The organism is Rhodococcus sp. NPDC004095 (assembly GCF_053604015.1).
In genome coordinates this window covers 148,657-160,576 of the sequence record NZ_JBSGGS010000005.1, presented here as the reverse complement: position 1 = coordinate 160,576, position 11,920 = coordinate 148,657, and the positions used below count along the sequence as shown (strand labels likewise).

Annotated in this window: 11 protein-coding genes; 3 read left to right on the top strand and 8 right to left on the bottom strand. The window is 69.7% G+C overall.

The genetic code is table 11. From position 1 onward, the window contains the following. Nucleotides 1-87 precede the first annotated feature (87 nt). On the top strand, nucleotides 88-2,400 hold the full coding sequence (locus tag ACWEPG_RS11420) for an FdhF/YdeP family oxidoreductase (RefSeq protein WP_452594400.1): 2,313 nt from the start codon (nucleotides 88-90) through the stop codon (nucleotides 2,398-2,400). Further along, a complete protein-coding gene (gene fdhD, locus ACWEPG_RS11415; RefSeq protein WP_452594399.1) occupies nucleotides 2,400-3,224 on the top strand; it encodes a formate dehydrogenase accessory sulfurtransferase FdhD in 825 nt (274 codons plus the stop codon). Before ACWEPG_RS11420 ends, fdhD begins: the two co-directional genes overlap by 1 nt. 70 nt (nucleotides 3,225-3,294) lie before the next feature. On the opposite strand, the gene ACWEPG_RS11410 is transcribed toward fdhD, so the two are convergent. The 5 genes from ACWEPG_RS11410 to ACWEPG_RS11390 all read right to left on the bottom strand — a co-directional run bounded on the left by ACWEPG_RS11410 (nucleotide 3,295) and on the right by ACWEPG_RS11390 (nucleotide 7,690). Further along, nucleotides 3,295-3,555 carry a hypothetical protein gene (locus ACWEPG_RS11410; protein WP_452594398.1) on the bottom strand — a complete coding sequence of 87 codons (261 nt, stop codon included), beginning with the start codon at nucleotides 3,553-3,555 and terminating at the stop codon, nucleotides 3,295-3,297. Nucleotides 3,556-3,583: 28 nt separating this feature from the next. Next, nucleotides 3,584-4,891, bottom strand: a complete 1,308-nt coding sequence (locus ACWEPG_RS11405; RefSeq protein WP_452594397.1) for a lipase family protein — start codon at nucleotides 4,889-4,891, stop codon at nucleotides 3,584-3,586. 310 nt (nucleotides 4,892-5,201) lie between these two features. Beyond that, the gene (locus ACWEPG_RS11400; protein ID WP_450134294.1) at nucleotides 5,202-5,861 is read right to left on the bottom strand and encodes an MBL fold metallo-hydrolase; all 660 of its coding nucleotides are present in this window, start codon (nucleotides 5,859-5,861) and stop codon (nucleotides 5,202-5,204) included. Continuing rightward, nucleotides 5,861-6,949, bottom strand: a complete 1,089-nt coding sequence (locus ACWEPG_RS11395; protein ID WP_450112095.1) for an S-(hydroxymethyl)mycothiol dehydrogenase — start codon at nucleotides 6,947-6,949, stop codon at nucleotides 5,861-5,863. Before ACWEPG_RS11395 ends, ACWEPG_RS11400 begins: the two co-directional genes overlap by 1 nt. Before the next feature lie 135 nt (nucleotides 6,950-7,084). Continuing rightward, nucleotides 7,085-7,690 (bottom strand): TetR/AcrR family transcriptional regulator, encoded by a 606-nt coding sequence (locus ACWEPG_RS11390; protein WP_450112094.1) that lies wholly within the window; start codon nucleotides 7,688-7,690, stop codon nucleotides 7,085-7,087. Nucleotides 7,691-7,810: 120 nt separating this feature from the next. Here ACWEPG_RS11390 and ACWEPG_RS11385 point away from each other — a divergent pair, with 120 nt between their 5' ends. Further along, complete coding sequence (locus ACWEPG_RS11385; RefSeq protein ID WP_450112093.1) at nucleotides 7,811-8,521, top strand: SGNH/GDSL hydrolase family protein; 711 nt, start codon at nucleotides 7,811-7,813, stop codon at nucleotides 8,519-8,521. On the opposite strand, the gene ACWEPG_RS11380 is transcribed toward ACWEPG_RS11385, so the two are convergent. Genes ACWEPG_RS11380 through ACWEPG_RS11370 form a run of 3 tightly spaced genes read right to left on the bottom strand, consistent with a single transcriptional unit; the run spans nucleotide 8,505 to nucleotide 11,919 of the window. Then, nucleotides 8,505-9,782: a LuxR C-terminal-related transcriptional regulator gene (locus ACWEPG_RS11380; protein WP_450112092.1), complete on the bottom strand. Its 1,278-nt coding sequence runs from the start codon at nucleotides 9,780-9,782 to the stop codon at nucleotides 8,505-8,507. The genes ACWEPG_RS11385 and ACWEPG_RS11380 overlap by 17 nt on opposite strands. A gap of 29 nt (nucleotides 9,783-9,811) precedes the next feature. After that, nucleotides 9,812-11,275, bottom strand: a complete 1,464-nt coding sequence (locus tag ACWEPG_RS11375; RefSeq protein ID WP_452594396.1) for an aldehyde dehydrogenase family protein — start codon at nucleotides 11,273-11,275, stop codon at nucleotides 9,812-9,814. Continuing rightward, complete coding sequence (locus ACWEPG_RS11370; protein ID WP_450112090.1) at nucleotides 11,272-11,919, bottom strand: HD domain-containing protein; 648 nt, start codon at nucleotides 11,917-11,919, stop codon at nucleotides 11,272-11,274. The genes ACWEPG_RS11375 and ACWEPG_RS11370 overlap by 4 nt, the downstream gene beginning before the upstream one ends. Between the last annotated feature and the right edge of the window lies 1 nt (nucleotide 11,920).

Here is an 11,920-nt window from a genome sequence, read left to right as displayed (position 1 = left end):
ACAAAAGCGAGGGAAGGTTAGCCGAAATATCGACCGCGGCGGGCGGCCCGACTTCCCGCGGACCACCGACCGGGCCAGTATGGACACATGACGCGCAGAGGCCCCGCCCAGGACATCGACGAATCCCAGCTCGTGGTCACCCACCCCAAGGACCACGCCGCCGGCGTCGAGGCCGTCGCGGTGTCGCTGCAGCGGGCCGTCGAGCAGATGGGCACGGTCCGAACGGCGCAGACACTGACCCGACTGAACCAGCGGCACGGATTCGACTGCCCCGGATGCGCCTGGCCGGAGACCCCCGGCCACCGCAAGCCTGCCGAGTTCTGCGAGAACGGCGCCAAGGCCGTCGCCGAGGAGGCCACGCTACGCACCGTCACCCCGGAGTTCTTCGCGGCGCACTCCGTCGCCGAACTCGCGGACAGGACGGACTACTGGCTCGGTCAGCAGGGCCGGCTCACTCACCCGATGGTGCTGCGCGAGGGCGCGACGCACTACACGCCGATCGGCTGGGACGAGACGTACCGCCTGATCGCCGGCGAACTCCGCTCACTTCCCACACCCGACCATGCCGTCTTCTACACCTCCGGGCGCACCAGCAACGAGGCCGCGTTCCTGTACCAGCTGATGATCCGCAGCTACGGCACCAACAACCTGCCGGACTGCTCGAACATGTGCCATGAGTCGTCGGGCAGCGCGCTGTCCGAGTCCATCGGTATCGGCAAGGGGTCGGTGACGGTTCCCGACCTCGAGTTCGCCGACCTGATCCTGATCGCGGGCCAGAACCCCGGCACCAACCATCCCCGGATGCTCTCCACCCTGGAGGCCGCGAAGGGCAACGGCGCGAAGATCATCGCGATCAACCCGCTGCCCGAGGCGGGCCTGCTGCGATTCAAGGACCCGCAGAAGGTCGGCGGCGTGGTCGGCCGCGGTGTCGACATCGCCGACGAGTTCCTGCAGATCCGGCTCGGCGGCGACATGGCCCTGTTCCGCGGGCTGGCGCGGCTGCTGTTCGAGGCCGACGACGCGGCACCGGGCACCGTCGTGGACCGGGCGTTCGTGGACGAGCACTGTGCCGGGTTCGAGGAGTACGAGCGCGCAGCCCGCACCGTCGACCTCGACACCGTCCTCGGGGCCACCGGCCTGACGATGACCCAGCTACGGGAGACAGCCGACGCCCTGATTCGCTCGCAGCGCACGATCGCCTGCTGGGCAATGGGTCTGACGCAGCAGACCCACGGTGTGGCGACCATCCAGGAGATCACCAACCTGCTGCTGATGCGCGGCATGATGGGAAAGCCCGGCGCCGGTGTCTGCCCCGTGCGCGGTCACTCGAACGTGCAGGGCGACCGCACGATGGGGATCTGGGAGAAGGCCCCGGACTCGTTCCTCGACGCCCTCGATCGCGAGTTCGGGATCACCAGTCCTCGCAAGCACGGCCTCGACACCGTCGACGCGATCCGGGCCATGCGCGACGGCAAGGCCGGTGTGTTCGTGGCGATGGGCGGTAACTTCATCCGCGCGACCCCGGACACCGCTGCGACGGAGGACGCGCTGCGCCGGTGCCGCTTGACGGTGCAGGTCTCCACCAAGCTGAATCGTTCGCACGTGGTCACCGGCACCACCGCGCTGATCCTGCCCACCCTGGGCCGCACCGACAAGGACATCCAGGCGAGCGGGAAACAGGTTGTCTCCGTAGAGGACTCGATGTCGATGGTGCACCTGTCCCGCGGCAACCTGACGCCGGTGAGCGAGCACCTGCGCAGTGAGGTCGCGATCGTCTGCGACCTGGCCCTCGAGTTGCTCGGCGCCGGCCACAGCGTCCCGTGGGCGTCCCTGTCCGCCGACTACGACCGGATCCGGGATGCCATCTCCCGGGTGGTGCCCGGCTGCGAGAACTACAACGAGCGGGTGCGCCGGCCGGACGGCTTCCAGTTGCCGCATCCGCCGCGCGATCGCCGCGAATTCCCGACGCACACCGGCAAGGCGAACTTCGTGACCGGCGAACTGCAGTGGGTGCCGACCCCGCCCGGGCGGCTGATCCTGCAGACACTGCGCAGCCACGACCAGTACAACACCACCATCTACGGCCTCGACGACCGCTACCGCGGCGTCAAGGGCGGCAGGCGCGTCGTGTTCGTCTCGGCGGCCGACCTCGTGGACCTGAATCTGATCGACGGGTCCCGGGTCGACATCGTCTCCGAGTGGACGGCGGTCGACGGCACCGTCGAGGAACGGCGGGTGCACGACTTCCGGGTGGTCGAGTACTCGACCCCGAAGGGCAACGCCGCCGCCTACTATCCCGAGACCAATCCGTTGATCCCGCTCGATCATGTTGCCGCGAAGTCCAACACGCCGGTCTCCAAGGCCGTCGTAGTGCGCCTGGAGCCGGTCGGGGGCAACTGATGGGACGCGTCACCGCCCGGCGGTCGGTATTGCGGATCGGGCCGACCGGCACGGTCCGCCGACCGGACAGCCTCGCCGTCGAGGAACCGCTGGAGATCCGGATGGCCGGTCGGTCGCTGGCGGTCACCATGCGCACCCCCGGCAATGACATCGATCTGGTGCACGGCTTCCTGCTCGGCGAGGGGATCATCCGGTCCGCCCGGGACATCTCGGTGATCCGCTACTGCGACGGTGTCGACGAGGAGGGCGCGAACACCTACAACGTCCTCGACGTCTCACTCGCGCCCGGTGTCCCGGAACCCGTTGTCGCGGAACGGAATTTTCTCAGTACGTCGGCGTGCGGGGTGTGCGGAAAGGCATCGCTCGACGCTGTCCGGGTGCGGGCGCCGTACGTGCTGGCCGACTCGCCCCTGACCGTCCCCGCCGCGGTGCTCGCCTCGCTGCCGGACGCGATGCGGTCCCGGCAGCGGGTGTTCGATTCCACCGGTGGCCTGCACGCCGCCGGACTGTTCACCACCGACGGGGCGTTGCTGGCGTTGCGGGAGGACGTCGGCAGGCACAACGCCGTCGACAAGGTCCTCGGCTGGGCGCTGACCGAGGGCCGGGTACCGCTGTCCGAGGCGATCCTCGCGGTCAGTGGACGGGCCTCGTTCGAGCTGGTGCAGAAGGCCGTCGTGGCGGGTGTGCCGATGCTGACAGCGGTCTCGGCGCCGTCGTCGCTGGCGGTCGACCTGGCCGCGGAATCCGGCCTGACGCTGGTCGGGTTCCTGCGCGGCGAGACGATGAACGTCTACACCGGCGAGCAGCGGATCAAACTGGGGTGACCTGCGCCGAACGGGCGGTTGCCGGACCATCGCACGAGAGGCACATCCGGCAACCGCCCGGTCGGTGCCATCACATGGTCAACGCCAGTTGGGCATCCAGGTTGCCGTCAGGCTCGGGGATCGCCTTCGGGCCGAGTCCGTTCTCGAACATGAAGTCGAGCAGCCGGACCAGCACCTCGTGACCGCTCCGCAACTGGGTCAGTTGCGGCGACTTCTCGTCCGAGAACGGCTCGAGCCTGCGGAACTCGGCGTTGATCTGGTTGTCCCGTTCCGTGAGTCGGAGCCACAGCGCCTCGAACGACCTTGTGCACCCTCCTCTTCCTGGCTGCAACGCGGGACGATTCCGACGCTCACGCCGATCAGCGTGGTCCGATCGGAACCCCCAGCATCGTTCCGAGGACTCCGGAGTTGGTGGACACGTAGGTGTTCGCCGCGCCCGGCTCCGTCACCGTGGACGTCACGGTGCGGGTGTCGCAGCCGGACGGGACCGGAGCACCGTCGAACCGGGCTCGCAGCCAGTTCAGGGCGTCGGAGGCGCCGGTGACGATCAGCGTGGCGTGCAGGCTCGTCTCGTCGCGGCGGTAGGTGACCGGGGTTCCGCCGCGGCAGTACCGATCCACCATCGTGTCGACGGTCGAGATGGGGATGATCTCGTCGTGGACGCCGCTGTACACGTACACCGGTGCGGTGGGAGCCGAGCCACCCAACCCCGCATCCGCGAGTGCGGCGGCCACCGCGGGGTCGGCCACCAGCTGTGCGTACGACACGGTGAGGAAGTCGGAGGTGGGGCGGAAGGCGTTCGACGCGACCGCCCGGGCCACGCACTGGCCGGACATGGCGTCGACGGCAGCCCGGCCGCCGGGCGTGAGGTGCGCGTCCATCACCCGGCCCACGTCCGGGTACACCTCCCGCAGCGACGCGAGCACGGCGACCGCCAGCCCCGACCACGCCGTCCCGCCGAGCTGGGTGACGGCCGCCGGATCCGGCGCCGGTGAGCCCATCGCGACGCCGCGCAGATCCAGCTCCGGCGCGTACGTCGGCTGTACCTGCGCGGCCCACCCGGTCGCCAGCCCGCCACCCGAGTAGCCCCACAGCCCGACCGGGGTCCGTGTCCCGGCCAGGCCGAGCGGTGCGAACGCCTGCGCGGCCCGGACGCCGTCGAGGACCGCATAGCCGGGTTCGCGGGGCGCTGCGATTCGCGCCGACGGGCCCTCGTGATCGGGCACCGACACCGCCCATCCCTGCTGCAGCGCGTGATCGACGAAGGTCATCTCACTCTGTGTGAACACCCCTTCGGGACCCGACCCCGCCCGCATCGCCACCGACGGCCCGCAGGCGGGATCGGTGCTGTCGTGGGCCACCTGATACGACAGCAGCGGGCGCCCACCCGCCGGCGGTGCGCCCGCAGGCAGGATCACCGTTGTCACCGTCGTGGTCGGCGCGCCCGTGAAATCCGTGGTCCGGTACAGCAGCTGCCACGCCTGCGCGTTGAACGGCAGTTGCGAGTAGGAGGCCAACTGGACGGGGCGCTCGCCCAGGATCGTCCCCGGCCTCGCCGACTCGAAACCAGCTGGTGCGCGGTAGAAGTCGTCGATACCCGGGGGTTCAGCGGATGCAGCGGCCGGGACGGACACCACCGCTCCACACACCGTCAGCAGAACACTCAACACACGTAGTCGAAGGCGCATCGTCGGAGTGTAGGCGGCGGAGCGTCAAACCATGGGCGATCGCCACTACCAGCCGCCCGCCGAGCGCCATCGAAACCCCGGTGCACAGGGGTGGTCCCGCACGCGCAGGCCCGCTGCACACCGAAAAGGGGTGCACACGAGCCAACACCCCTGCGCACACGAACTTTCCCGCACGCACACCGCCGTACGCACAGGGGTTCTCCCACACACACAGGCCCGATGCACGCCGAAAAGGGGTGCGCACGGTCGAAAACCCCTGTGCACACCCCTTTTCACGGTCTGGTGACGGTCAGCTACCCCGCTTGATCCATTCCTCGAGGTGCGGCGACTCGGTGCCGATCGTGGTGCCGTCGCCGTGGCCGGTGTGCACCTTGGTCTCGGCAGGCAGCGCGAACAGCTTGTCGCGGATCGAGCCGATGATCGTCGGGAAGTCCGAGTAGGACCGCCCGGTCGCACCCGGGCCGCCCGAGAACAGGGTGTCGCCGGTGAACAGCTCCCCCGCCTCCGGCAAGTACAGGCAGGTCGAGCCCGGGGAGTGTCCGGGAGTGGCGATCGCCTGGATGTCGGTGCCCGCCACCGTGATCCGCTGCCCGTCCTCGAGGGTGCCGTGCGCGACGCCGGGATGGGTCATCTCCCAGAGCACGTCGTCGGCAGGGCTGAGCAGGATCGGCGCGTCGAGCCGCTCGGACAGCTCCGGCGCGACGGTGACGTGGTCGTTGTGCCCGTGCGTGCACACGATCGCGACAACCTTCCGGCCACCGACTGCATCGATGATCGGCTGCGCCGTGTGGGCGGCGTCGACGATCACGACCTCGGAGTCGTCGCCGATCAGCCAGATGTTGTTGTCGACGTCCCAGGTGCCGCCGTCGAGACTGAACGTCCCCGACGTGACGACGCGGTCGACCCGCAGGGCGCCACTGCGTCGATTCCCCGTCGCTTCGCTCGCCATTACAAGACCACCACCGAACGCAGCACCTCACCGCGGTGCATCGACTCGAACGCCTCCTCGACCTGATCGAGAGCGATCCGCTCGGTGACGAACTTCTCCAGCGGCAGCCTGCCCTGCTGGTACAGGTCGACGAGCATCGGGAAGTCGCGCTCGGGCAGGCAGTCGCCGTACCAGGACGACTTCAGCGATCCGCCGCGCGAGAAGAAGTCGACCAGCGGCATCTCGAGGGTCATGTCCGGGGTGGGAACACCGACGAGGACGACGGTGCCGGCCAGGTCGCGGGCGTAGAAGGCCTGCTTCCAGGTCTCGGGACGGCCGACGGCATCGACGACGACGTCGGCGCCGAAGCCGCCGGTCAGCTCCTGCACGGCCTCGACCACGTCGTCGACCTCGGTGGCGTTGATGGTGTGGGTGGCACCGAGGTCGGTGGCCCACTCGAGCTTCTTGGGGTCGCGGTCGATCGCGATGATCGTGCCCGCGCCGGCCAGGCGCGAGCCCATGATCGCGGCATCGCCGACACCGCCGCAGCCGATGACGGCGACCGAGTCGCCGCGGCCGACGTTGCCGGTGTTCATCGCGGCACCCATGCCGGCCATCACGCCGCAGCCGAGCAGGCCGACGACGGCCGGGTCGGCGGACGGATCGACCTTGGTGCACTGACCGGCGTGGACGAGGGTCTTGTCGGCGAACGCGCCGATGCCGAGCGCCGGGGTCAGCTCGGTGCCGTCCTCGAGAGTCATCTTCTGGGTGGCGTTGAAGGTGTCGAAGCAGTACTGCGGACGGCCTCGCTTGCAGGCGCGACACTGGCCACAGACGGCCCGCCAGTTCAGCACGACGAAGTCACCGACGGCGACGGAATCGACTCCCTCACCGACACTTTCGACCACACCCGCGGCCTCGTGACCGAGCAGGAACGGGTACTCGTCGTTGATGCCGCCCTCACGGTAGGTCAGGTCGGTGTGGCAGACGCCGCAGGCGGCGACCGCGACCACGACCTCGCCCGGGCCGGGGTCGGGAATCGTGATCGGGACGATCTCCACCGGTGCGCCCTTCGAGCGCGCGATCACGCCTCGTACCTGCTGCGGCATGGCCTGGTCTCCTCACCTTGTCGACATGCGGGTGCACACATTGCGATACCCGCATGTCGACCGTAGCCCGATCACCCACGTCGGCGACCTGACCGAAAGGATGGTTCCACCTAGCCGAAATGCCAGACGGCCCGCCTACAGGCCCCCGAGGATCCGACCGAGGATCGCCTGCGCCCGCTCGATCGCCTCACCGTCGTCCATCCGCAGGGCGGTGTTCAGCGCGCCGAGAACCGCGTCGATCTCGAACGCCACCTCCCCCGGCGACGGCACGCCGTGGCCCGCGTCTTCCTGCGCGCATGCAACCTCACCTTCCAGCAGGGCGAGCCATTCCACGCGATCGCGGGCCAGGGCGTCCCGAACGGCGCCCGGCCTGCTGTCGAATTCGGCGATCGTCGCCGCGCGGAAGCATCCGCCCGGGAAGACCGGTTCGCTCACGTACTCGAACCACCGCTCGATCAGCGCCCTCAGCCGAGGCAGTCCCGGCTCCTCCACGAGGGCGGGGCGCACGATGCGCTCGACGAACACCTCCCGAGCCGCCTGCACGGCCGCGAGTTGCAGTTTCTCCTTGGTGCCGAACAACGTCGCGACACCACTCTTGCTGAGACCGAGATCGGCGGCGAGCCGCCCGAGACTCAGCCCGGTCAACCCCTCGACCGATGCGACGTCGGCAGCGTGCCGAGCGATGGAGGCACGCGCCCGCGCGCCTTTGAGCAGCCTGCCGTCGGTGGTCGTGTCGCTCACGTGTCCATCCTTCCAGGTCTTGCCAAAGCACACGAACGATCGTACTTTAATTACACGATCGATCGTACGTTTTGTTTCCGAGTGCCGATCCGGGCACCGCGAACCCCAGGAGCGATGATCATGACCGACACCCTTACCGTTCCGGCCGGACTCACCGAGGCGACCGACCCGTACTGCCTTCCCCAGCAGGATCTCGGCGAACTCCTCGCCGGTGCCCCGTGGCGGAGGTTCGCCGTCCTCGGCGACTCGATCGCCGAGGGCATCGGCGATCCCAGCCCGGGATACGCGACCGTCTCGTGGGCGGATCGGGTCGCGAACTCGCTGCGGACCGCCCAGCCCGACCTCGCCTACCTGAACACCGGCCGGATGGGTGCCACCAGCGCCCGGGTGCTGGACACCCAGATCGAACCCGTCTCCGACTTCGCACCCGACCTGGTGCACATCACCTGCGGCGCGAACGACCTGTGGTCCCCGGACGCCGACCTCGCCGCGATGCGCGCCAACGTCACGACCGTCTTCGATCGGGTCGCAGCCACCGGCGCCGCCATCACCACGCTCACGTTCGCCGACAACTTCCGCGGACCGCGACTACAGGCGATACGCGAGCGGATGATCGTCCTCAACGACACGATGCGGGAACTGGCCGGCCGGTACGACGCCGTCTGTGTCGACCTCTGGCAGCACCCGATGCGCCTGCGCCCGAATCTCCTCAGCGCCGACGGTATCCACTTCTCGATGAGCGGCCACGCAGTGCTGGCAACGGAAATGGTGCGCGCGCTGCACACCCGGATCACGAGACAGGCCGCGGACGCGCTCAGGGCGCGGCCTTGACCCCCGCGTCGGCGGCCAGCGCCGCGGCCTCGCCGCGGGTGCCGACCTCGAGCTTGCGCAGCACCGCCGCCACGTGGAACTTCACGGTGCTCTCGCTGACCTGCAAGCGCTCCGCGATCACCCGGTTGCGCCTGCCGGCGACGAGGTGTTCGAGCACCTCGATCTCGCGCGGACCGAGCACCGACAGGGCGTGACTGCCCTCCCCCGACTCGGCGTGGTCCAGCGGCAGAGTCGCCGACAGTCGGGAGCCCCACCCCGGGGTCGACTCGGATTCGTATGTGCCGCCGAGGGTTTCGACGCGCGGGCGCAGCTGCCGGGCGAGTTCGGCCAGGTCGACGGCGCCGCGGCCGTCGTCCCGGACGTCGATCAGCAGATTCGCGCCGTCACAGTCCCAGGCCACCCGCACGCGACCGAGGTCGGGCTGCACCACCAGCCCGAGCACCGCACCGCGCACCACGGCCCGCGCCGCGTGCGCGACCTCGCCGGGCAGACCCCGTCCGCCGACCGGCGGGTCGACGAACTCGACGCCGACGCCCTCGGGCACCAGGCCCCGGAGCTCTCCCCGCAGGCGGGCGAACGCGGTGGTCACCGCCTCTTCGGCCATCGCGCGGTGCTGGTCGACGGCGGTGCGGAGGCCGATCAGCGCGGAAGTCGCCGACTCCCGCGCGGTCGCCCGCGCGCGGGTGTCGTCGAGGTCGGGCGACCGCAGGGTCGCGAGGATGGTCTCCAGTGTCGCGGCGTGCGCCTGAGTGAGTTCGGCGACGGTGCGGGCCCGTTCGGCGGACGCGGCCCGCGACTCGGCCAGGTAGGCGGGGCTGGCGTGCCGCACCTGCAACTGGATGCCGAGGGCGACGACGGAGAACAGGGCGCCGAGCAGGTCGGTGTCGACCTCGGCCTTACCGCGTGGGATCACCACCAGAAGGGTGTCCGTGCGGTCGAGGATCGCGTGCACCGGGTGTTCCCGTCCGCCAAGCACCGCGGTTCCGCGGTGGACGATCGACGAATCGGGTTGCGCCGGACCGAGTTCGGTACGCAGCCGGTCGAGTTCTGCCACGGTGACCCGGTCCACGATCCGCGGGTCGCCTGCGACCTTGCGCGGCCGGCCGGTGCACTCCCGGGTGAAGATCACCAGGGCCGAATGCGGCACCAACGGCGCCACCAGCGGCGAGAACCTGCGCCCGATCTCCGGTAGCGGCCCGACCAGCACGCCGCGCAGCGCGTCGAGTCGGTCCACCTCGGTGCCGCGGGTCGAACTGCTCACCCGCGGCACCTTAGTCGACACCTGGATGCTCAGCCGGCCCGGTGCACGGACTGCGGGGTCAGGTAGGCGCCGAGCCCCTCCACTCCGAACTCCACACCCAACCCCGAGTCGTGGCGCCCACCGAACGGCGCACTGTGGTTCGAGGCGAAGAAGTTCACGCCGACCGAACCGGTGTCCATGCGTCGCGCCACCCGCATCGCGGCGTCGGTGTCGCGCCCGAAGACGAGTCCGCCCAGGCCGAACTCGGTGTCGTTGGCCAGTGCCACCGCCTCGTCGACGGTGTCGTACGAAAGCACGACGACGACCGGCCCGAAGACCTCTTCACGGGCGATCCGCATCCCGGGCGTCACGTCCGCGAACACCGTCGGCTGGACGAACCAGCCGCGTTCGACGTCGGCCCTCGCGCCACCGGTCGTGGCGCGGGCGCCTTCCTCGTGTGCCGACTCGAGGTGATCGAGGACGATGTCGAACTGCGCCCGGGTCGCTGCGGGACCGAAGACGGTGTCCTCGTCGAACGGGTCACCCTGCTTGCCTGCGGCGACGGTCCGGGTGACCATGTCGACCACCTCGTCGTAGCGCTGCGCGGGAGCGAGGATGCGTGTGGAGATGTAGCAGGTCTGCCCGGTGTTGCGCATGCAGGACCGGATCAGCACCTCGGACATCGCGTCCAGGTCCGCATCGGGGAGCACGATCGCCGACGACTTCCCACCGAGCTCGAGGGTCACCGGGCGCAGGAGCTCGCCGCACGCGGCGGCGATCCTCCGACCGACGGGTGTCGACCCGGTGAAGGCCACCTTCCGTACCAGCGGGTGCCGCACCAGGCGGTCGCCGACCTTCCCGGAACCGGTCACCAGGTTGATCACCCCCGGCGGCAGACCCGCGGCCAGTGCCGCGTCGACGACGAACCGGATCGACAGCGGCGTCGGCGACGCCGGCTTGATCACCACGGTGCAGCCCGCGATCAGTGCCGGCGCCAGCTTGGCCACGACCAGGTTGATCGGGAAGTTCCACGGCGCGATGAGCGCACACACCCCGATCGGATCGCGATACACCGCCGTCTCGCCGGGCCGGTTCGGGTAGGGGCGCACGTCCTCGGACTCGAGGTACGACGCCAGCGACGCGAAGTACCGGAAGATGCCCGCCGCGTTCGTCGCCGCGCCCGCCGTCTCGGCGATCGGACTGCCGTTCTCGCGGGTGTTGGTCCACGACATCGGTGCTGCCCGCTTCTCGATCTCGTCCGCCAGCCGCAGCAGGTACTCCGCGCGCACCGAGGGCGAAAGATCCGACCATCCGGCGCCACGGAAGGCCCGGTCGGCGGCCGTGACGGCGCGGTCGACGTCCTCCGGAGAGGCATCGGGCACCCAACCCCAGGTCTCCTCGGTTGTGGGATCCACGACGTCGATCCGGTCGGTGCTCGTGGCCGGTACCCATTCGCCGTCGACGAACACGTCGTCGACATGGGTGTACGGGAGCTGGACCGCCGATCGCCTCACCTCAGCACCTCGGTCTTGAGCAGGGCACGGGAGCGTGCCAACTCCGCCGCCGCGATCTCGACGGCAGCCTCGGTCTTGAGCTCCGGGACGATCTCGATCTCGAGCCGGTCGCAGTAGAGGGCCGGGGTCAGCCCGAACCACGAGGAAGCCAACGCGATTCCGGTGACGCCGAACCGCCAGAGCCGATCCGCGTCGCGCACCAGCGCGTCCTCCAGCGAGTGCGCGTCGGGCCGGGTGTCGTGACCGTCGATGATCGCGCACACCCGCTCGACGAACTCGTCGTCGTAGCCCAGCGACGGCAGCACCTCCCGGGCGATGATGCACCCCTGGCGTTCGTGCTCGTACCGGATCGCGGCCTTGCGCCAGTCGCCGCTGAACCCTTCGGAGATGATCCGGGATTCGTCGACCCGACCCCAGCCGGTGTCGTGCAGCAGGATCGCGATCCGCACGACGAGGGAGTCCGCGTGCGGGTACGCCAGGCACAGCCGCTGGGCGTAGGCGAGGGAGATCGGCAGATGGATGTCGTTGCTGCGGGCCCGGGATTCCGGCACGACGGATTTCCATACCGGATCGAGATCGGTGGGTTCGTCCGGTGCGGCGGCGATCGGCGACGTGTCGACGCTCTGGGTCGTCGGGATGCGCATG

Bases quoted from the DNA above. Each gene is read 5' to 3' on its own strand.
- ACWEPG_RS11420 (WP_452594400.1), top strand. From the start codon at position 88: ATGACGCGCAGAGGCCCCGCCCAGGACATCGACGAATCCCAGCTCGTG.
- ACWEPG_RS11400 (WP_450134294.1), bottom strand. From the start codon at position 5,861: ATGGCGAGCGAAGCGACGGGGAATCGACGCAGTGGCGCCCTGCGGGTC.
- fdhD (WP_452594399.1), top strand. From the start codon at position 2,400: ATGGGACGCGTCACCGCCCGGCGGTCGGTATTGCGGATCGGGCCGACC.
- ACWEPG_RS11385 (WP_450112093.1), top strand. From the start codon at position 7,811: ATGACCGACACCCTTACCGTTCCGGCCGGACTCACCGAGGCGACCGAC.
- ACWEPG_RS11395 (WP_450112095.1), bottom strand. From the start codon at position 6,949: ATGCCGCAGCAGGTACGAGGCGTGATCGCGCGCTCGAAGGGCGCACCG.
- ACWEPG_RS11370 (WP_450112090.1), bottom strand. From the start codon at position 11,919: ATGCGCATCCCGACGACCCAGAGCGTCGACACGTCGCCGATCGCCGCC.